Origin of the sequence: Oleiagrimonas soli (assembly GCF_000761445.1) — a bacterium.
GTDB lineage: Bacteria > Pseudomonadota > Gammaproteobacteria > Xanthomonadales > Rhodanobacteraceae > Oleiagrimonas > Oleiagrimonas soli.
In genome coordinates this window covers 2,828,645-2,848,835 of record NZ_KN196470.1, presented here as the reverse complement: position 1 = coordinate 2,848,835, position 20,191 = coordinate 2,828,645, and the positions used below count along the sequence as shown (strand labels likewise).

The window sequence follows — 20,191 nt, the reverse complement described above, 5'->3', positions numbered from 1 at the left end:
CCGATGTGGATTCGCGAATGGCGTCAGGCGGGAAGGCGGCTGTCGAGACGGCCGGGATATGCGTTGCTGTCGGTGACCGTGATGGGGGTCGGGCTGGGGCTGATGATGTTCGTGTTCAGCATGGTCAATTCGCTGATCCTGCAGCCACTGCCCCTGCCGCATGCCGAACGGTTGATTTCGGTGGGGATGCCGACACCCAACGGCATCGAGGGGATCGATGGGGATCAGTATCTGCAGCTTCGCGGCAAGCTGCGCGGGGTCGACCGCATGGGCGCCTATCGGGAGGCGGGTATCAGCCTGGACAGCGGTCACGGCGCCACGTACTACCGCGGCGCTCGATTGACGGCCTCCATGATGCGTCTGCTGGACGCTCAGCCACTCCTCGGGCGCGGGTTCGTGCCTGCGGACGACGCGCTGGGCGCACCGCACGCGCTGCTGCTCGGCGAGACGCTGTGGCGAGAGCACTTCGGGGCCGACCCGAAGATCGTCGGGCGTTCCGTCCGGGTCGATGGCGAGTGGGCGACCGTCGTTGGCGTGATGCCCGCGGCGTTCGGCTTCCCGGGGAGCGCGCAGGCCTGGCTGCCGTTGCGCCTGCAATCGGGCCAGCATACGTACGTTGCCGCCGTGGCGCGGATGGCGCCCGGCGTCCAGCTCGGACAGGTGCGGGCGGAACTGGATGCTTGGGCCGGTCGGCTGCAGCGAACCCTGCCGTCGGGCGTGCATACCATGCAGCTCATCGTCGCGCCGGTATCGTTGAGTTTCGTGCCGCGGGACATGCGCCGCTGGGTGTGGCTGATGTTCGGCGCCGGCGTGCTGGTGCTGTTGCTGGCATGCATCAACGTGGCCAACCTGCAGCTGGTACAGACGCTGCAGCGGCGGCATGAGCTGTCGCTGCGCAGCGCGCTTGGCGGCAGTCGCATGCGGCTGCTGTACGGCGCGCTGGCGGAAGGTCTGCTGTTGGGCGCGGCGGCGCTGGCGCTGGCTTTTCTGATCGTGCACGCAGGCGGACGCTGGATCGACGCGACCTGGGTGGCCAACCATCCGGAGTCGGTCCTGACCCTGCACGGCACCGATGCCTCGGTCATCGCGTTCGGTATCGTCGTGGCGCTGCTGAGCACCATGCTGTCCAGCGGCATCCCGGCCTGGCGCGCGACACGCGCCGACGATCTGCAGGACGCCATGCGCGACGGCAGCAAGGGTTCCGGGAGCGGCTTCGCGCGCGTGTCGCGGGTGATGGTGGTGGTTGAGGTGGCGCTGACCGTGGTGCTGCTGGTCGGCGCGGGCACGTTCGTGCGCTCGCTGCATGCGCTGATGGCGCAGCCGGCCGTGGGCGCGAGCCATGCCGCGCAGGTGCTGACGGCCGATGTCGCTCTGCCGCCGCAGGCCTACAAGGAAGATGCGCAGCGCATCCGTTTCTTCGAGGCTGTGGTCCAACGGCTGCAGCAGAATCCGGAAGTCGTCGCGGCCACGGCGTCGGATGTCGTGCCCGCCGCCGTGCTGGGCAGCCACGAGGATGTGTCCCTGCCGGGTCAGCCGCAGCCTGCGGACGGCTGGCCGCGCGCGCAGATGGCCATTGTCGATGCGCACTTTCTCGACACCTATGGCGTGCACCTGCGCGAAGGGCGCTTTCTCGATGCGCGCGATCGCGCCGACAGTGCGCCGGTCGTGGTGATCGACGCCAAGATGGCCGCGGCCTACTGGCCGCACCGCGATGCGCTGGATCAGAAGCTGGTGCTGTATCCCGGCAAGCCGTGGGCGCGCACGCTGACGGTGGTCGGCGTGATCCAGTCGCTGCAGATGGACAGCATGCTGGAACGTCCGCGGCCGGGCCTGCTGGTGCCGCTGCAGCAGAGCGCCACGTTCAGCCCCCTGCACGACGTCGGTCTGGCCGTGCGCACGCATGCCGATGCTTCGACATTCGCGCCGCAATTGATCGACGCGGTGCACAGCGTGGACCCGCAGGCGGCCGTTTATGCGGTGCGCAGCCAGGCCGACGCCATGGCGACGGCGCGCGTGGGGCTGGTAGTGCTGACGGGCGTGTTCAGCGCGCTGGGTCTGGTTGCGCTGTTGCTGGCGGCTGCCGGTCTGTACGGCGTGCTGGCCTTCTCGGTAGCGCAACGCACCCGCGAGATCGGCATCCGTCGCGCGATCGGCGCGGGTCACGGCGCGATTCTGCTGGATACGGGGCGGCAGCTGTTCTGGCAGCTCGGTCTGGGCCTGGGCATCGGGCTGCTGCTGTCGTGGCCGTGGTCGAAACTGCTGGCCGATCCGGGTCTGCACACGCGCGCTCACGATCCGGGCGTGTTCGTGCCAGTGCTGGCGACGGTGATCGGCATTTCCGCACTCGCCACGCTGGTGCCGATGCTGCGCGCTTTGCGCGTGGACCCGGCGGTCGCGCTGCGTTACGAGTGAGCACTACACTGCGGAAATGGATGAAGTCATGAAGCGCTCGACGAACCCCTGCGTGCTGCTCGCCGACGATCAGGCCGACGTGCGCGAAGCATTGCGCATGCTGCTGAAGGCCGAAGGCATGAATGCGGTCGGCGTCGACGGCCCGGCGACGGCGCTGGAACAGGCGCGTCGCCGCGATTTCGACGCCGCCCTGATCGATCTGAACTACACCCGCGACACGACCTCGGGCGAGGAAGGCCTGGAGCTGCTCGAACAATTGCGCCAGCACGTGCCGGAGATGCCGGTGATCGTGATGACGGCCTGGGGCAACGTGCCGCTGGCGGTCGAGGCGATGCGTCTGGGCGCGGCCGACTTCATCGAGAAGCCGTGGGAGAACATGCGTCTGATGCGCGTGCTGCGCGCGCAGATCGCGCTTGGCGAAAGCGCGCGTCGGCAGCGTCGGCTGGAAGCTGAGAACGCCTTGCTTCGCGCCGAGGAGGGCGGCGAGCTGATCGCCGAATCCGCGGCCATGCGTCGGGTGCTCGATCTGACCGCGCGCATCGCCGCCAGCGACGCCAACGTGTTGGTGCTGGGCGAGAATGGCACCGGCAAGGGCGTCATCGCGCAGCGCCTGCACGCGTTGTCGCCGCGCGCGGATCGCTCGCTGGTCAAGGTCAACATGGGCGGCATCGCCGAGAGCGTGTTCGAGTCGGAGATGTTCGGCCACGTGCGCGGCGCGTACACCGATGCCAAGGGCGAGCGCATCGGCCGTTTCGAGCTGGCCGACGGCGGCACGCTGTTCCTCGACGAAGTCGGCAACGTGCCCGCTTCGCAGCAACCCAAATTGTTGCGCGTGCTCGAGGATGGCGAGTTCGAGCGGCTGGGTTCCTCGCGCACGCAGACGGCGGACGTGCGGCTGGTGTCGGCGACCAACGCCGATCTCGACGCCGAAGTCGCGGCCGGCCGTTTCCGCAAGGACCTGCTGTACCGCCTCAACACGCTGGAAGTGCGCCTGCCGCCGCTGCGCGAACGGCGCGATGACATTCTGCCGCTGGCGCGCGCGTTTCTCGCCCGCAGCGTCGCGCGGCATGGTCGCGAACCGCTACATCTGGCCGCTTCCGCCGAACGCGCGCTGCTGGCCTGGCGCTGGCCCGGAAACGTACGCGAACTGCAGCATCTTATGGAGCGTGCGGCGCTGCTGGCCGAACACGATCAGGTCAGCGCCGCGGCGCTGGCCTTCGGCACACCGACGGAGGTCGAGTCCGGGGTTGGCACGGATTTCGAGGGCATGACCCTGGACCAGGTCGAGGCGGTGCTGGTGCGTCGCGCACTGGATCGCCACGACGGCAACCTGCAGCAGGCGGCCGATGCGCTTGGCATCACCCGTCAGACGCTGTATCGGCGCATGGAGAAGCACGGTTTGCGCGATACTGCGGGGCATGCCGACTGAGCCGCCAACGAAACCGTCCCAACGCGGCCTGATGCCACGTTTCGAGGCGCGCGTGTTCTACGGCGGTCTGCTGGTCGCGGCGCCGGCCTTGCTGGCGCTGCTCGGTGTGTTCGTGTTCGGGCTGCCACAGGGTCGGTGGACCGTCGTGGTACTGGCCACGGTAGTGGTATTGACGCTGATGCTGGCGCGCTGGCATCGCCGCCGCGCGATCTTCCCGCTGTACACGCTGTCGAGCCTGATCGAGGCGTTGCGACAGGGCGACTACAGCCTGCGCGGTGCGTCGGACAGTGTGCTCGGCGACATGATCGACGACGTCAACCGGCTGGCCGAACGCCTGCAGGACGAGCGCCTGGCGTTCGAGGAATCCTCGTACCTGCTGAGCAAGACGCTGGCGGCGCTGGACAGCGCGGTGTTCGTGTTCGACCAGGACCGCCGCCTGCGCCTGATGAACCCCGCCGGTCAGCAACTGCTGGATGCGGACAAGCATCGTGTGTTCGGTCTGCGCGCCGAGGAACTGGGGTTGGACGCCTTGCTCAATGCGCCGTCCTCGCAGGCGGTGGCGCACGCCTTTCCGGGACGCAGCGGGCGTTTCGAGGTGCGTCGCGCGCCATTGCGCAGCGGCGGACGCGGCGGGCAGTTGCTGGTCATCAACGACGTCGGCCGCGTGCTGCGCGAAGAGGAGCGTCTGGCCTGGCAGCGGCTGCTGCGCGTGCTCGGTCACGAGGTCAACAATTCGCTGGCACCGATCCAGTCGATGGCGGACACGCTGGCCAGCCTGGCCGCGCGCGAACCGTTGCCGGACGACTGGCGCGAGGACTTCCGCTCCGGGCTGGAGGTGATCGGCAAGCGTGCCGGTGCACTCTCGCGGTTCCTGTCCGGCTACAGCAGCCTGGCGCGGCTGCCGATGCCGCAGAAGCGCGAGGTCGATCTGGCCGAACTAGTCGGCAAGGCGGCGCGCCTGCAACAGCGTTGCGCCGTGGAGGTCGAGCCCGGCGAAGCGCTGACGGTGCATGCCGATCCGGACCAGATCGAGCAGGCCCTCATCAATCTGATCCGCAACGCCGCCGAGGCGGCGCCGGCCGCAGGCGCCGAGGTACGCGTGCGCTGGCGCTGCGAGGAAGCGCGCGTGCTGATCGAGGTGATCGACAACGGTCCGGGCCCGCCGCGCAGCGACAACCTGTTCGTGCCGTTCTTCACCACCAAACCGGGCGGTTCCGGTATCGGCCTGGCGCTGGTGCGGCAGATCGCCGAGGCGCACGAAGGCGGCGTGAGTCTCACTACGCGTGAGGATAGGCCGGGCGCGGTAGCCACTCTGTGGCTGCCGGTGGCGTCAGCGCAAGCCGTGACCCGTGCGTAGGGATCGGCCTGCTTGCTTCGCTGAGGGTGGTCTCGTCGCGGCTGGATTCGACATGATCCGAGACGGTTACAAGGTACAGAGGCAACGCGGTGAGAATCAGCTATAAAGACTTCATGATTCGCATGATCCGCGAGGGGAGTTGGGTCCTTTTCTTACTTCTGTCATGGCCGCAGCGGCAAATGATGGCGGATCAGCCTTCCAGTTCTTCCCAGCGCGCGTAGGCTTGTTCGAGTTCGGTCTGCAGGTCGGCCAGGGCTTCGTTGGCGGCGACGATGACGTCGCTGTCCTGTTGATAGAAATCCGGCGCGTTCATGGCTTCGGTGCGCGCGGCGATGTCGTTTTCCAGTTGCTCGATGCGGGCCGGCAGCTGCTGCAGTTCGCGCTGGTCCTTGTAGCTGAGCTTGCGGCGCGGCGGCGTCGGGGACGACGGCGCCGGTGCGGCTGCAGACGAACGCGATCGGGATGAAGGCTTGGCGCCCGCAAGAGCATCGCGCGGGGCGGGACGCTGGCGCAGCCAGTCCGCGTAGCCGCCGACGTACTCGCCGATGCGGCCGTCGCCTTCCAGCACCAGCGTGCTGGTGACCACGTTGTCGAGAAATTCGCGATCGTGCGAGACCAGCAACAGGGTGCCCTTGTAGTCGGCCAGCAGGTCTTCGAGCAGTTCCAGCGTCTCGACGTCGAGATCGTTGGTCGGTTCGTCCATCACCAGCAGGTTGGACGGCTGCGCGAACAGCTTGGCCAGCAGCAGGCGATTGCGTTCGCCGCCGGACAGGCGCGTGATCGGCGCGCGGGCGCGTTCGGGCGAGAACAAGAAGTCCTGCAGGTAGCCCATGATGTGGGTGCGCTTGCCGTTGAGTTCGATGAATTCGCGGCCCTCGGCGACGTTGTCGGCGGCGTTGAGGTTCTCGTCCAGACGCGCGCGGTACTGGTCGAAGTAGGCGATTTCCAGATTCTGGCCGATCTTCACGCTGCCTGCGTCGGGCGGCGTCTGGCCGAGCAGCAGGCGGATCAGCGTGGTCTTGCCGGCGCCGTTCGGGCCGATGATGCCTATGCGGTCGCCGCGCATGACCACGGTCGAGAAGTCCTTCACCAGCGTGCGCTCGCCGTAGCCGAAGGCGAGGTCCTTGGCCTCGACGACCTTGCGCCCGGAAGCCTGGGCGTCGGCCAGCTGCATCTTCGCGCTGCCGGTTTTCTCGCGCCGCTCGGCGCGTTCGTTGCGCATCGCCTTCAGGGCGCGGACGCGGCCCTCGTTGCGGGTGCGCCGGGCCTTGATGCCCTGGCGGATCCACGCTTCTTCCTGCGCCAGGCGCTTGTCGAACAGGGCGTTGGCCTGGGTCTCGGCGTGCGCGCGTTCCTCGCGGCGGCGCAGGTAGTTGTCGTAGTCGCCGGGCCAGTCGGTGAGGCGGCCGCGGTCGATCTCGACGATGCGCGTGGCCAGCTCGCGCAGGAAGCGGCGGTCGTGGGTGACGAACACGATGCTGCCGGCGAAGCCGCGCAGGAATTCCTGCAGCCAGTCGATGGCGGCGATGTCGAGGTGGTTGGTCGGTTCGTCCAGCAGCAGCACGTCCGGCGCGCAGACCAGCGCCTGCGCCAGCAGCACGCGGCGCTTCATGCCGCCGGACAGGGCGGCGAAGTCGGCGTCGCCATCCAGTTCCAGGCGCGACAGGGTCTGGCCGACGCGGGTGTCCAGGTCCCAGCCGTGGCCCGCCTCGATGCGCGCCTGGGCGCGGGCCATCGCGTCCGTGTCGCCGTCGTGCGCGGCGCGGTGGAAGGCGGCCAGCTGCGCGCCCAGTTCACCCAGGCCCGCGGCGACCACGTCGAACACGCTGCCGTGCGCGTCTTGCGGCACTTCCTGCGTCAGCCGCGCCACGCGCACGCTGTCCTGGCGGCGGACTTCGCCGTCGTCGGGCGTGATCGTGCCGTCGAGCAGGCGCAGCAGCGTGGACTTGCCGGCGCCGTTGCGCCCGACCACGCACACGCGCTCGTTGGCATCCAGGGTGAAGTCGATGCCGTCGAGCAGCAATGGACCGCCGACGCTGTAGTCGGCCTTGAGCAATTGGATCAGGGACATGCCGCCATTGTACCGGTGCGGGGCGCGTAGAATGCGCAGACCCCCCACGCGAGGAGATTCCATTCATGGTCGATTGGGACGAACGCTACGCCGGCGACGACTATCTGTTCGGCACCGCGCCGAGCGCGTTCATGGTCGCGCAGCAGGCGCGCCTGCCGGCACAGGGCATGGCGCTGGCGGTGGCCGACGGCGATGGCCGCAACGGCGTCTGGCTGGCCGAACAGGGACTGGACGTGCTGGCCGTGGACGGTTCGCAGGTCGGGCTGGACAAGAGCCGCCGCCTGGCCGACGCGCGCGGCGTGCAGTTGCGCTACGAGTTGGCCGATCTGGCGGACTGGGATTTCGGCCACGAGCGCTTCGACGTCATCGCCGGCATCTTCATCCAGTTCGCCGACCCGGCGTTCCGCGCGCGGATGTTCGCGGACATGCAGCGCGCGCTGAAGCCGGGCGGTCTGCTGCTGCTGCAGGGCTATCGTCCCGAGCAGCTGGCCTACGGCACCGGCGGTCCGTCCGAGGCGGAGAACATGTACACCGAACCGATGCTGCGCGAGGCTTTCTCGGGACTGCAGATCGAACATCTGGCCAGCTACGACGCCGAACTCCACGAAGGTCGCCACGAGGGCATGTCCGCCCTGATCGATCTGGTAGCGCGCAAGCCGGCGGCGGCATGCGCGTGACTGTCGGCCCTTGGCGGATGGCGGCGCGCGAGTCCGTCTCCGCGGCGCTGCGCAAGACGCTCCGTCGTGGCGTCGGCTGCTGGGCCGTGCTGATGGCGCTGATGCTTTCCGCTCCACTGCACGCGGCGATTCCGGTCTACGGCTACACCATCGTGCACCGCTATCCGCACGACACCAACGCCTTCACCGAAGGCCTGTTCTACCGGGACGGCTTTCTGTACGAGAGCACCGGCATGGAGGGCGCTTCGTCGGTGCGCAAGGTCGAATTGCGCAGCGGCAAGGTGGTGCAGCAGACGTTGTTGCCGCCGAAGATTTTCGGTGAGGGCATCGTGGCGTGGAAGGATCGCCTGATCCAGCTGACCTGGCGTCAGCACATCGGGTTGGTCTATGACCTCGCCAGTCTGAAACCCATCCGCCTGTTTCGTTATCCGGGCGAGGGCTGGGCGCTGACGAGCCACGAAGACCGGCTGTACATGAGCGACGGCACGCCCGATCTGCGCGTGCTGGACGCCAACACGCTGCAGCAGGTCGGCACGATCCACGTCACCGCCGACGGCAAGCCGGTGCATAACCTCAACGAGTTGGAGTGGGTCGACGGCCAGTTGTTCGCCAACATCTGGCAGGCCAGCCGCATCGCGCGCATCGATCCGGCCACCGGGCATGTGGTGGGCTGGATCGAGTTGAAGGGTCTGCTGGACGTGAGCAAGCTGCCCAATCCCGAGGACGATGTACTCAACGGCATCGCCTGGGATGCCGAGCATCGCCGATTGTTCGTCACCGGCAAGTGCTGGCCGACGCTGTTCGAGATTCGGCTGGTTGCGCCGCGGAAGCAATCGCGATGACCGCTTTCTTGGTGGCCGCGCATGCGACGATGTGCGCCATGCACTCGCCTCGGTGTGCGGAAGCGGGCACGATCAGGCCATGAGTATGGATCGCTCGCATCGCCCGCTGCGCGTGGGCCTGATCGGTTACGGCTACGCCGGCCGCACCTTCCATGCGCCATTGATCGAGGCGGTGGACGGCCTGGAACTTGCCGTGGTGGCGTCCAGTCAGCCGGCGCAGGTGCGGGCCGATCTGCCACAGGCCGATGTCGTGCCCGATGCCGCGAGCCTGATCGCGCGCGCGGATGTCGATCTGGTCGTGATCGCCGCGCCGAACGCGCTGCACGCATCGCTGGCCGAGGCCGCGCTGCGTGCCGGCAAGCATGTGGTCGTGGACAAGCCGTTCGTGCTGGATCTGGCCCAGGCTCGTCACGTCACGCGTTTGGCGCAGGACGCCGGGCGCGTGCTGTCCGTGTTCCAGAACCGTCGCTGGGACAGCGATTTCCTGGCCGTTCGCGCAGCCGTGGCGGCCGGTCGCGTCGGTCGTGTAGTGCATGTCGAGTCGCGCATCGATCGCTTCCGCCCGGAAGTGCGCGTGCGTTGGCGCGAACAGGCGGTGCCGGGCGCGGGTCTGTGGTTCGATCTCGGCCCGCACCTGGCCGATCAGGCGCTGGTGCTGTTCGGTCTGCCCGAGCGGATCACGCTGCATCGGCTGGCGCAGCGCAATGGCAGCGTGGTCGACGACTGGTTCCACGCCGTGCTCGATTACGGTGCGCTGCAGGTCGTGCTGCAGGCCGGCATGCTGGTCGCGGGCGGCACGCCGCGCTATCTCGTGCACGGCGAGCGCGGTGGCCTGCGCAAGCACGGCGCCGACCGGCAGGAGGGCCAACTGCGCGAAGGCATGCGGCCGGGCGCGGCGGGCTGGGGCGACGATCCCGATCCGCTGCGCGTGATCGACGGCAACGGCGAGGAGACGACGCTGCCCGCGCCGGCCGGCGATTACCGCAGCTTTTACGCCGGCGTGCGTGACGCGATACGCGGCCAGGCGCCCAACCCGGTGCCGCCGGCCCAGGCGCTGGCGCTGATGGCCGTGCTCGAAGCCGGCGTCCGCTCCGCGCGTGCCGGGACCAGCGAAGCGCTGGAGTTGCGTTCGGACGAATGGGCGCAGGCCGCGGCGGCCTTCCCGCCGGTGCAGTCGGGGGGCGTGGCCTTGCACAGCGTGCCGAACTGAGCATTGCCGTCCGCGGTGCCCGCTTCGCTTGGATGGAAACGGTTGGCGTGGCCGGTGCGGCATAGCATGATCGAGTCGAGCCACAGAGGGCGATCCGATGACCAACGCACTTCGCGCCGATCCGCTGCCGGGGCCGGAGGGGCAGTTCGATCACGTAAGCATGGCCGACGGCCAGTCGCTGTTCCGGCGTCGCTGGGCGGACCCGTCCGCGCGGCGCGGCGTGCTGCTGGTGCATGGGCTGGGCGAACACAGCGGTCGCTACCGGCACATCGCCGCCTGGTTCGCGGGACGGGGCTGGGACGTGTGCAGCTACGACCAGCGGGGTCACGGTCGCTCGCCAGGGCCGCGCGGGGCGCTGCGTCGCGGCGACGATCTGCTCGACGACCTGACGGCCATGTACGCCGCCTACGCTGCCGAGTTCGACACGCCGTCGCTGCTGTTCGGCCACAGCATGGGGGGACTGATCGTCGCGCGCGCGGTGCTCGAGGGACGATTCAAACCCACCGCGATGGTGCTGTCCTCGCCGGCGTTCCGCAGTCACGAGTCGGTCTTCATGCAGCGTCTGGCGAGCGTGCTCACCGGCATGACGCCGAATTTGCCGCTGCGCAACGGTCTCAAGCGCGCGTATCTGTCGCACGATCCGTCGGTCGCCGCGTTCTACGGTGAGGACCCGAACTGCGACAACCGCATCACGCCGCGTCTGGCCGATTTCATCTTCCGCGCCGGTGCGTACTGTCTTGCCGAAGCGGACGATCTAAGCGTACCGACGCTGCTGATGGCGGCCGGCGACGATCATCTGGTCGACGCCTCCGGCAGCCGCGACTTCATCGCCGCCGCGCCGCCATCGAAGCTGGACGGTCGCATCCTCGGCGGGCTCTATCACGAGATTTTCAACGAGGCCGAGCCGGCGCGCAGCCGCGTGTTCGCACAGCTGGGCGAATGGCTGGACGAACAGTTCGCGGAGGACGCTACGGCGTCCGAGTGAGTCGATGGGCTGCCGCTGCTGGCGTGGTGGAGTTGCAGGTATGTGCACGAAGTGGTGGATGGCGCGCGGTACCATCGCGGTGGCTGCGGTGTTTGGGTCTTTCCCGAGTCGCGTGCGAGCGCACAGGAAAGCCCGAAGCACGCGGCTTCGAGCAACGCAGCCATCGGGGCCGGGTCCATTGAGGACGATGTGGTGGTGTCACCCGCTGCCCAAGGATGCGCAGCCCATCCGGGCATACAAAGACAAAACATGGTCGATTTGCACGAACGTGAACTGCGATCTGTCGCCGGCGCTGATGCGAGGCCTGCGCCAGGCAGCCCGCCTGTATGCGCAGGACATGCCGAAGGTTGCCGAATTCGGAACCGTGACGGGAAATTCCCGCACGGGGAGGCCGAGGTCACGTTGCTTCCGGTCCGCCACGATAAGGTGCTGCTGTTTCCGGTGCGCAGCGATCACATGGGGGTCACCTATATCTTCGATGCCTCCGGTCGAACCTTGAAAAAGCGCATCTACAACCGCTGACGAAAAAGGCGCCCAGTTCGGGCGCCTTTTTCGTGGTGTGCGGGGGAAGGGAATCAGCTCGCCGCACCCTTCGGTTTCACGCCGTCGACGATCTTGAACGCGGTGCCGACGATCTTGGACAGATCGCCCATGTCCGACGGCACGATCATCACGTTGGATTCCTTGGCGATGCCGCCCCACTGGGCGATGAAGTCCTGCGCGACCTGCATCTTCATGGCGTCCTGCGCGCCGGACTGCTGCAGTGCGGCGCCGACCGTCGCCAGCGCGCGGGCGGTGGCGTCGGCGACCGTGGTCACCGCCTGGGCATCGCCCTCGGCCTGCAGGATCTTCGAGCGCTTGGTGCCCTCGGCGCGGTTGATCTGCTGCTGGCGCTCGCCTTCGGATACGTTGATGGCCTGCTGCTTCTCGCCCTCGGACTTGGCGATCAGCGCGCGCTTCTGGCGCTCGGCGGTGATCTGCAGTTCCATCGCGCGGATCACTTCCTGCGGCGGATTGATGTCGCGGATTTCATAGCGCAGCACCTTGACGCCCCAGTTCAGCGCGGCGCGATCGAGTTCGCTGACGATGGACTCGTTCAGTTCGGTGCGCGAGGACAGCACTTCATCCAGCTGTTTCTTGCCGACGTCCGAACGCATGATGGTCTGCGCCAGCTGCTCGACCGAGGCCAGCGGGTCGGAGGTGCCGTAGGCGGCCGCCTTGGGATCGGTGATCTGCAGGTACAGCACGCCGTCGATGGAAATCTGCGTGTTGTCCTTGGTGATGCAGACCTGCTTTTCGACGTCCATCGGCGTTTCGCGAAGATCGAACTTGTAGGCGACGTTGTCGACGATCGGGATCAGCAGGTTGAGGCCGGGTTCCAGCACGCGATGGAAGCGGCCGAGACGTTCGACCACCCAAGCATGTTGCTGCGGCACGATGCGCAGGCCGCGGCTGATGAGGGTAAGCGCGATCACCACCAGAGCGATGGCGAATACAAGACTCACGGACATGGAGCTCTCCTTGTCGAAGATAGATAGTGGAAGGCCGCGCCGCGCTCAGGCGGCGACGGCGGCCAGCACCAGCACGTTGCCCTCGCGGGCGACGATGCGCAGGGTCTGGCCAGGATGCGGCGTGGTGGCGGATGCATCCTGCATGCGCGCATTCCAGGCGGTGCCGCGGTAGGACACGCGCAGGTGGTCTTGATCGAACGCGACGACCTGCACGGTGCGGCCGACATCGTCGTGGGTGACGTGCTCGGACGCGTGATTGCGCAGGCGGCCGCGCATCCAGTGCGCCACCGGCATGCCCAGCACGGCGACCACGGCCGCGACGCCGAGCGTCAACGGCAGACTCGCGCCGGCAAAGGCCACGCCGGCGCCGACGAAACAGGCGACCGCGACGGCAATCAGGTAGATGGTGAGCGTGTGCATCTCGGACACGGCGACGATCGCGCCGACCGCCAGAAGGACGGTGCCGAGGATCTGCGAAGCGTTCATGGAATCCCCTCCTTCGCTCCGATTCTGCGGGCGCGTTCAGAGGGTGCGCTGCTAGGGAATCAGGCAGACCTGCATTTTACCGCAAACCGTGCGCGCATGCTGGATATTCGGAGCGACATCGACGCTGCCCGGGTAGGCGCATGCCGCGTGTTTGCGTGCGTTTTCGACAACGTGTTCTGGCCACGCTGCATGTGCACGGATGACGCTGTTCGCGCAGCGCTCGGGCATCGCATGTGCGTCCATGGCGGGCGCATGTCCCAGCCCTCGGATCAGGGGACCGGGTGTCCGGTGCTGGCCGTCCAGATCGTGTACCAGTCTTCGGCCGACAACGTGACGTCGAGCGCGGCGACGGCCTCGCGCAAACCTTCGATGCGCCCGCTTCCGGTGATCGGATGCGGGCGCGACGGATGGCGCAAGATCCAGGCGTAGGCCAGCGTCGCCAGCGACACGCCGAGACGTTCGGCCATCGGCTGCATCACGCCGCGCACGCGCACGGCTTGTGCATCCTCGCCGGTGAACAGGCGACCGCCCCCGAGCGGCGACCAGATCATCGGCCGGCGGCCGAGTCGCTGGGCCTGGTCCAGGGTGCCGTCGTCGAGCGCGGCAAGGTGCAGCGGCGACAGTTCGACCTGGTTGGTGCGCAGCGCGTGACGCGCATCGAGCAAGGCGAATTGGTCGACGGTGTGGTTGGAAACGCCCCAGTGCGCGACCTTGCCCTCGTCGGTCAGCGCCGCAAAGGTCTCGGCCAGTGCGGTGGCGTCCATCAGATAGTCCGGGCGATGGATCAGCACCAGGTCCAGGCGCTCGACGTGCAGCTTGCGCAGCGAGGCCTCGACCTGGGCACGCACGTGCGCCGGCGAGGTGTCGTAATGCTGCACGGCCACGCCGCGTTGCGCCGACGTCAGCCGGATGCCGCACTTGGTGACGATGCGCATGCGCTCGCGCAGCGAGGGCGCTGCTTTCAGCGCGGCGCCGAATAGGCTTTCGACTTCGTGATTGCCGTAGATGTCGGCGTGATCGAAGGTATGAATCCCCAGCTCCAGCGCCTGCTCGATCCAGCGCACGCGCGCGGCGACGTCGAGGTTCCACTCGGCCATGCGCCACATGCCGGCGACGATGGGGGAAAGCAGCGGTAAAGCGTGTTCTGTATGCATGTGTATTTCTGGGTACGGCGGATGCGATGGAAAGGCGGACTGACGAGGTTCAACCCAGCCAGAGCAGCAGCAGCGCGATCAGGGCCGGCAACGCCTGGACCACGAGAATGCGGCGGCTGACCGTGGCTGCGCCGAAGATGCCCGCGATCATCACGCAGGCAAGAAAGAAAGTCTTGATCGCCAGCCCGTTGGTCGTATCGAGCAGACCCCAGATCAGACCCGCGACGAGGAAGCCGTTGTACAGGCCCTGGTTGGCGGCCAGCGTCTTCGTGGTCTGCGCGCGTTCGGTGCTGAGGCCGAAGACGCGTCGCCCGAGCGGCTCGTCCCAGAGGAACATCTCCAGCACCAGAAACCCGGCGTGCAACAGGGCCACCAGGCCGACCATGAGGTTGGCGACAAGGATCATGCGGCTCTCCTGCGCGGCGCCCGTGAACGTAGGGTCTGCATCATGCCACGAGGTTCCAGATCATGGTCAGCAGGCTGGTCAGCAGCATCAGGGCGGTGGGATAGAACGTCAACGCGAAGCCGAATGCCCGCGCTCCCGCGCCGTGGCGATAGCGCGCGAAGAACAGCAGTCGACCGCCTACGAACGTGAGGGCGGCGAGGGGCACGACCGACAGCCACGAGGCCGGCGCGGCGACGGCCCAGGCGACATAGGCCGCGCTGGCGAGCACGGTTTGTTCGAGCGTGTTTTGCAGCAGGGCCTGCAGCAGGTTTGCGCGTTCGCTGCCTTGGGTCAGGCCGCTGCCGTCGATGTCCCCGGGCGTGCGAAAGCGATGCGCGGCAAGGCGGCCGATGGCGAGCATCAGACACGCGGCGGGCAGCGCGATGGCGCGGGCGGCGACGCCGAGCCGTGTCGGCAGCGACAGCGTGTGCGCATAGCCGAATGGATTCAGCCAGACGCCGAGCCCCACGACCGCCAGTGCGCCGGTCATGCCCAGCGCCATGCCGTGCAGCACGCCGCGTTGCTTTTCGCTGAGGCTCGTCATGCGCAGGTCCGGTGATCGCGAATGCGGTCCATGATGCAGGACATCCGGTTCGCGCGGAAACGCCGGCTCAGGCCGCGCGCGCCTCGTTTGCCTCGGCATCCGCACGCTTCAGCGTCTTGTGCGATTCCTCGTCGCTGCCTTGCTTCCAGTAGCTGGAGATGTACATCTGCTGACGCGTCACGCCGCGCGCGTCGCGGAAATGCTCGCGCAGGGCGCGCATGCTGCTGAACTCGCACGCGGCCCATACCGAGAGCGTGCCGCCCTCGGGCCATGCCAGCGCCTGCACCGCGTCCAGCAGCGGCGTCGACTGGCCGGGGTGCGGCTGGACGATCCATTGCAGCGTGAAGCCTTCGGGCGTCGGCAAGGTCTGGATATCGGCCGCATCCGGCACTTCGACGATCGCGTGACCGCGGGCATGGGCGGGAAGCTGCTCGAGGTTGACGCTGAGCGCGGGCAGGGCGGTCATGTCGCCGACCATCAGAATCCAGTCCGCAGCGGGATCGACCTGCTTTTTGGGGCCGGGGCCGGCCATCTCGATGATGTCGCCCGGCACGCACGTCAGCGCCCAGCCGGAAGCCGGACCGCCGCCGTCGTCGCCGTGCAATGCGAAGTCGATGTCGATGGCATCGGCGCGCTGCGCGCGCACGGTGTAGGTACGCAGCAAGGGGCGCTCGCGCCCGGGCAAGGGCAGCAGCAGTTTCACGTAGGCGCTGGCTTGCTGGGCGGGGAAGCGCTGCATGCCTTCGCCGCCGAGCGTGACGCGCAGCATGTGCGGGGTGATGTGGCGTTTGCCGAGGACGGTGAAGCGGTAGGGGTCGGGACGGTTCATCGGGGAGGCTCCGTGGTATCCAGGTTGGCCGCCATGGTTTCGGCAAGGCGCACGAAAGCCTCGATGGACGTCCGAGGCAGTCCGCGCACCATGCGCGCGCCGGCTTCGCGCTCGGCTTCGGCGATGCGCTCGCGCAGACGCTTTCCCGAGGCGGTCGGGGTCAGAATCTGGCGACGGCCGTCCAGCGGGTCGGGCGTGCGCTTGACCAGTTTCTCGGCGCACAACTCCTGCACCATGCGGGTGATCTGCGATTTGTCGCGCTGCATGCGTTCGGCGATGGCCTGCGCCGTGCATTGCGGCAGGTGACAGATCGCCTTCATGGCGCGCAGATGCGAGGACGGCAGTTCGATGCCGGCCGCGCGGTAGGCCTCGCGCATCGCGCGCTTGTAGGCGTGCAGAAGTCGGTGCAGGGCGTCGCCGGGATGGGGCGCGGTCATGGCGGATATCGTTGATAGTGTCAACGATATGATGTCGACATTGGTTGATGATGTCAACTAGTTGGTCGCGTGCCGTGCAGGCGACGCCGCAGCGTCAATGGCACAGCAGCTGATACCAGTGGCGGCAACGGAATCGCGCGGCGCACTGCCTGAGCTGGGCGCCGTATTCGCGGGCGCGGTAGGCCACGCCGTCGGCCGTGCGCAACAGGGCGCGATTGCGTTTCCAGTGTCCGCTTCGATAACCGCCGATGCCTTCGTGATAGGCGAGGTACAGATGCTTGGGGTCCCACTTGGAGATGCCCAGCGTGCGATGGATGCGGTCGGTGTACCAGCCGATGAAGTCGAGCGCGTCGTCCATGTCGGTGCGGCTCTTGAAGAGACCGCCGTTGGCTTTCTTGTAGTCCTCCCACGCCGGGTCCTGGATCTGCGCATAGCCGTAGGCGCTGGATTTGCGCGGCAGCGGAATGAACAGGAACCACGGTCGGTCGGGGCGGGCGCGCTTGCGGTAGCCGGACTCGCGGTTGATGAAGGCCATCAGCACGTTGATCGGCGTGCCCCAGCGCTTCTGCGCATCGTGCGCGGCGTCGTACCAGTCCGGGTGCTGGTCGAAGACCTTGCACAGGTTGTCGGTATGGCGCGGGGGATTGGAGGCGCAACCGGCGAGGGTGGCCAGCAGGACGGCCGCCGCCAGCATGCCGATCCGGCGGCACGTGGGAATCCAGATTCCAGTCATGAGCCAAGGGTAGCAGTCGACTGCATAGCTCGGGTCCCGGCGGTTCGTTCATCCGCGCCGCATGGTCCAGCGAAGGCGTACACGATGCCACCGCGACAGCAGTGTCTCCGGTGGTGTGAGCCGGAGATTGCTGGCGATGCGGACAGACAAAAAGCAGGAAGCCGACGCGTCCACGCCGGCTTCCTGTGGGTCGGGCTTTGTCCTCCACGGAGCAGGCCCCCCAGCCCGGTCCGTGTCGTCCGCTCCATTCGTCGCAGGCCATCCGTCCTAGGTGCGGCATGCGGCGAGACCTGGAGCGGGTCAAGCATCTCCGATGCGATGGGCGATGTCTGTAGGGGAATGCTGATTGTGGTTGTCGTTGCGCGCCCGCAGCGGCTACGGGTGGCGCGCTGCGGGCGATCGGTTTGCGGTGTGCTGCATGCGACCGGCGACGATCCAGAACACCAGCAGGACCGGCAAGGCATAGACGCCGACGAACAGCAGGCCGATGGCGCTCTGCGGATCGGCATGCCAGTGGAAGATGTCCACATAGACGTAGCCGAACCAAGCGGCATACAACGCCGTCGACATCAGCAGCACACGTTCGGCGCGGCGGTCCGTGAACAGGATTGCCAGAAACAGGGTGATGCACAGCGGGCCCAGCGCGAAGGGCACGAAGAACAGTCCGGCCATCGCCGGCTTGGCCTGTATGCAGATCAGGCCGGTACCCGCCAGGAACGCGAGTGCCGTGACGGTCAGCGCGGCGCGGCGCATGGCGTGTCGTCCAGGACGGTTGGCGTGTCTAGTGGCCGTTGGCGTGCATGGGTCGTGTGTGCGCGGATGTGGTGTTCAGCGCCTCGACATCGTACGGCGGCAGATTGGGCTGCGTCTTCAGCCATGGGGCGATCGTTAACAGCTGCACGATGCTGGCCGAGGACACCGCCGGGTCGCCGTTGCCGGTCGTCGACGCGTTCGCGTCGGCGGAGACCGCATAGCGCTGGGACGAGCAGCCTTCGCAAAGGCCGCTGGTCGTGTCGTCGCCGTGCTGCGTGCAGACCTTGTCCAGGCAGAACGTTCAGGTGGTCGGTTCGGAGCAGGCGACGAAGCTCTTGATCGGAAAGTCGCGCGACAGGATATGGCCCGCGGTCTTCCTCATGCCGAGCTGACCGCAGGTCTGGGCGCCCGCCCACCAGCGGTCCTGCACGGTGCAGGTACCGTTGCTCGGATTGTTTCCCATCGGAGTGGCCTGGATGCATAGGGCGTATGTGGCCTTGCAGACGGTGAACGGTGCGCTGGTATCGGCGCTGGCCGGCAGGTCGCTTGCGTGCGCCTTCGCCGGAGCATGCGGCGCATGGCCGGCGTGGCCGATCATCCAGGTAGCGCGGGTACGACGAATCCGAACGTCTTCATACCGGCCTCCTGCGGGAACCCCTCTCGGACGTATCATGCGCCTACTTTTTGACGGATACCATCGCATGGTTGCGCGCGGTTGAGGCGCGGACGTGAGCAGGCTGTGGGTTGCGTGGGGCGGCAGGAGAAGCGTGGAGATCATGGTCGAACTGCAGCAAGGGAACATCGAGGCCTTTGCCTTCCGCTCCTGGGGGCGCGTGCGTGTGAAACCGGGACGCCACGTGGGATACCGCATACCCGGCGAACGCGCACTGTTCGTCAGCCGCATGATTAATTTCTGCGTACTGCTGTGCGTGATCGGGTTGTTCGTGGTGCAGCGTCCGGAGACAGCCGTCGTCGAGGTCTTGCTGACGGTGCAGGGCGTGCATCTGCTGGTCAAGGCGACATGGTGGTGGAAGCCGGTGTACATGGACGCTACGCGTCCGCTGGTCGTGCGCCCGCCCCGTTTCACCCTGGATGGGGAGTGGATCGGCTATCTCGCCTCCGTGAACGGGCTGCTGGTCTGGCATCTGATCAACATCGAGGGGCCGGCCGACGGCCTGTCGGCGGTGCTGCTGCTGGTCGTGTTCGTGCAGTTCTACACAGGGCCGTTCCGCGGCAAGAAGCTGTTCGGCAGACACGGCGGCCGTTAAGACAGCATGGCTTTCGGCACTGGATATGTCGTGCCGAGGACCCCATGATACATATGACTTTTCTCGTCGAATGCCGGGAGACTGCCGTGCTGACCTTCGTACTGTGGCTGCTGTTGCTCGTATTCTGCTGGCCGCTGGCGCTGCTTGCGCTGGTGCTGTACCCGATCGTCTGGCTGCTGCTGTTGCCGTTCCGGCTGCTCGGTCTGGCGGTCGAGGGTGTGTTCGCCTTCTTGAAGGGTGTGGTGATGCTGCCGGCGCGCATCCTGGGCGTACGGCCGAGCTAGCACGGTCGGTCGTCGGCAGATGCGTCAAGGGCCGCCGAGTGCGGCCCTTTTCTGTGCGTGGCGTTCAATCGCTTGTCGCGGGCATCGGGTCGACGGTCGTGAACGGGCGGACGATCTCGGGAGTCCGATTCATGAAACCGCTCCTGAGCGTGCGCGACGCTTGATCGCCGTCGACGAGGCGGGCCTGGCGGGGTCGGCAACGGGTGCGCCGGAGCTCAGCCGCTCGCGCGGCGAACCGTGCGAGTGCCGCGGTCATGGCTGCGTCGGCATCAGCAGCTGGCCGACCAGCCGCGCGGCCAGCGCCGCCATGCCGATCAACACCAGCGCGGCGACCTGGAACCACATCGGGTGCGGGATCACCGCCAGGTTCGCCAGCGCCGCCAGCAGCACCACGCCGCCGACCAGCAGTGCGTAGAACCCCGACTTGCCGCGCGCGATCACGGTCGCGACCAGCGTGCCGTCGAACACCCCGAACGCCCAGGCCGAGAGCGCGAAACCGAAGGCGCCTGGCGGCAGCGTGCGGATGAAGGCGGCGACGGCGTCATGGTCGGAAAGATCCAGATTCCCTGGCGGTGGATAAAGGCTGTGGCCAACGAACTCGATCACGACGACGGTGACCAGGGCGCTGACGATCCCAGCTGCTCCAGCAAACACGCGACGTGCCTTGGGGGTCATGAATGCCATCCTGATGGGAGGTCTGCCGGGGATTGTACGGTGCCTGCGATGCGTTCGCCCGTGGACTGTGCTACGAATGCGCCACGAGC

22 protein-coding genes are annotated in these 20,191 nt (G+C 67.4%); 10 read left to right on the top strand and 12 right to left on the bottom strand.

The annotated features are described in order from the left end of the window. The first annotated feature begins 3 nt into the window (after positions 1-3). The 3 genes from LF63_RS12740 to LF63_RS12730 are packed head-to-tail and all read left to right on the top strand — an operon-like array spanning position 4 to position 5,198. A complete protein-coding gene (locus tag LF63_RS12740) occupies positions 4-2,412 on the top strand; it encodes an ADOP family duplicated permease (protein ID WP_043102352.1) in 2,409 nt (802 codons plus the stop codon). Positions 2,413-2,440: 28 nt separating this feature from the next. Next, positions 2,441-3,841, top strand: a complete 1,401-nt coding sequence (locus LF63_RS12735) for a sigma-54-dependent transcriptional regulator (RefSeq protein WP_043102350.1) — start codon at positions 2,441-2,443, stop codon at positions 3,839-3,841. Positions 3,842-3,872: 31 nt separating this feature from the next. Beyond that, positions 3,873-5,198 carry a sensor histidine kinase gene (locus LF63_RS12730; protein ID WP_052395079.1) on the top strand — a complete coding sequence of 442 codons (1,326 nt, stop codon included), beginning with the start codon at positions 3,873-3,875 and terminating at the stop codon, positions 5,196-5,198. Positions 5,199-5,388: 190 nt separating this feature from the next. Here the strand turns inward: LF63_RS12730 and LF63_RS12725 are convergent, their stop codons facing one another. Further along, positions 5,389-7,269 (bottom strand): ATP-binding cassette domain-containing protein, encoded by a 1,881-nt coding sequence (locus tag LF63_RS12725; RefSeq protein WP_043103880.1) that lies wholly within the window; start codon positions 7,267-7,269, stop codon positions 5,389-5,391. A gap of 65 nt (positions 7,270-7,334) precedes the next feature. Here LF63_RS12725 and LF63_RS12720 point away from each other — a divergent pair, with 65 nt between their 5' ends. From LF63_RS12720 to LF63_RS15910, 5 genes are all read left to right on the top strand, one after another. Further along, positions 7,335-7,946 (top strand): SAM-dependent methyltransferase, encoded by a 612-nt coding sequence (locus LF63_RS12720; RefSeq protein WP_043102348.1) that lies wholly within the window; start codon positions 7,335-7,337, stop codon positions 7,944-7,946. A 92-nt stretch (positions 7,947-8,038) separates the two neighbouring features. Beyond that, positions 8,039-8,788, top strand: a complete 750-nt coding sequence (locus tag LF63_RS12715) for a glutaminyl-peptide cyclotransferase (RefSeq protein ID WP_043103879.1) — start codon at positions 8,039-8,041, stop codon at positions 8,786-8,788. Between the two features lie 79 nt (positions 8,789-8,867). After that, positions 8,868-9,998 (top strand): oxidoreductase, encoded by a 1,131-nt coding sequence (locus tag LF63_RS12710; protein WP_052395078.1) that lies wholly within the window; start codon positions 8,868-8,870, stop codon positions 9,996-9,998. 97 nt (positions 9,999-10,095) lie between these two features. Then, positions 10,096-10,983, top strand: coding sequence for an alpha/beta hydrolase (locus LF63_RS12705; protein WP_043102345.1), 888 nt, complete (start codon positions 10,096-10,098; stop codon positions 10,981-10,983). A gap of 42 nt (positions 10,984-11,025) precedes the next feature. Beyond that, positions 11,026-11,505, top strand: a complete 480-nt coding sequence (locus tag LF63_RS15910) for a hypothetical protein (protein ID WP_152569329.1) — start codon at positions 11,026-11,028, stop codon at positions 11,503-11,505. Positions 11,506-11,558: 53 nt separating this feature from the next. Here the strand turns inward: LF63_RS15910 and LF63_RS12695 are convergent, their stop codons facing one another. The 10 genes from LF63_RS12695 to LF63_RS12650 form a co-directional block, all read right to left on the bottom strand. Further along, on the bottom strand, positions 11,559-12,494 hold the full coding sequence (locus tag LF63_RS12695; RefSeq protein WP_043102341.1) for an SPFH domain-containing protein: 936 nt from the start codon (positions 12,492-12,494) through the stop codon (positions 11,559-11,561). A 45-nt stretch (positions 12,495-12,539) separates the two neighbouring features. Continuing rightward, positions 12,540-12,980, bottom strand: a complete 441-nt coding sequence (locus tag LF63_RS12690) for an NfeD family protein (protein ID WP_043102339.1) — start codon at positions 12,978-12,980, stop codon at positions 12,540-12,542. A 269-nt stretch (positions 12,981-13,249) separates the two neighbouring features. Beyond that, the gene (locus LF63_RS12685; protein ID WP_043102338.1) at positions 13,250-14,134 is read right to left on the bottom strand and encodes an aldo/keto reductase; all 885 of its coding nucleotides are present in this window, start codon (positions 14,132-14,134) and stop codon (positions 13,250-13,252) included. 49 nt (positions 14,135-14,183) lie between these two features. Next, positions 14,184-14,540, bottom strand: a complete 357-nt coding sequence (locus tag LF63_RS12680) for a DUF1304 domain-containing protein (RefSeq protein WP_043102336.1) — start codon at positions 14,538-14,540, stop codon at positions 14,184-14,186. 40 nt (positions 14,541-14,580) lie between these two features. After that, the gene (locus LF63_RS12675; RefSeq protein ID WP_235205325.1) at positions 14,581-15,093 is read right to left on the bottom strand and encodes an MAPEG family protein; all 513 of its coding nucleotides are present in this window, start codon (positions 15,091-15,093) and stop codon (positions 14,581-14,583) included. A 97-nt stretch (positions 15,094-15,190) separates the two neighbouring features. Then, positions 15,191-15,952, bottom strand: coding sequence for a siderophore-interacting protein (locus LF63_RS12670; RefSeq protein WP_043102333.1), 762 nt, complete (start codon positions 15,950-15,952; stop codon positions 15,191-15,193). After that, complete coding sequence (locus tag LF63_RS12665) at positions 15,949-16,389, bottom strand: MarR family winged helix-turn-helix transcriptional regulator (RefSeq protein WP_043102332.1); 441 nt, start codon at positions 16,387-16,389, stop codon at positions 15,949-15,951. Before LF63_RS12665 ends, LF63_RS12670 begins: the two co-directional genes overlap by 4 nt. Before the next feature lie 94 nt (positions 16,390-16,483). Beyond that, a complete protein-coding gene (locus LF63_RS12660) occupies positions 16,484-17,122 on the bottom strand; it encodes a transglycosylase SLT domain-containing protein (protein ID WP_052395077.1) in 639 nt (212 codons plus the stop codon). 375 nt (positions 17,123-17,497) lie between these two features. Beyond that, positions 17,498-17,875, bottom strand: a complete 378-nt coding sequence (locus LF63_RS12655; protein WP_043102328.1) for a hypothetical protein — start codon at positions 17,873-17,875, stop codon at positions 17,498-17,500. Positions 17,876-18,176: 301 nt separating this feature from the next. Continuing rightward, complete coding sequence (locus tag LF63_RS12650; RefSeq protein ID WP_043102324.1) at positions 18,177-18,473, bottom strand: hypothetical protein; 297 nt, start codon at positions 18,471-18,473, stop codon at positions 18,177-18,179. A gap of 169 nt (positions 18,474-18,642) precedes the next feature. Here LF63_RS12650 and LF63_RS12645 point away from each other — a divergent pair, with 169 nt between their 5' ends. Further along, entirely contained in the window at positions 18,643-19,143 is a 501-nt protein-coding gene (locus LF63_RS12645) for a hypothetical protein (RefSeq protein WP_043102318.1), read from the top strand. A gap of 86 nt (positions 19,144-19,229) precedes the next feature. Beyond that, positions 19,230-19,427: a hypothetical protein gene (locus tag LF63_RS12640; protein ID WP_043103873.1), complete on the top strand. Its 198-nt coding sequence runs from the start codon at positions 19,230-19,232 to the stop codon at positions 19,425-19,427. A gap of 252 nt (positions 19,428-19,679) precedes the next feature. Here the strand turns inward: LF63_RS12640 and LF63_RS15905 are convergent, their stop codons facing one another. After that, positions 19,680-20,102 (bottom strand): hypothetical protein, encoded by a 423-nt coding sequence (locus tag LF63_RS15905; RefSeq protein ID WP_043102316.1) that lies wholly within the window; start codon positions 20,100-20,102, stop codon positions 19,680-19,682. Between the last annotated feature and the right edge of the window lie 89 nt (positions 20,103-20,191).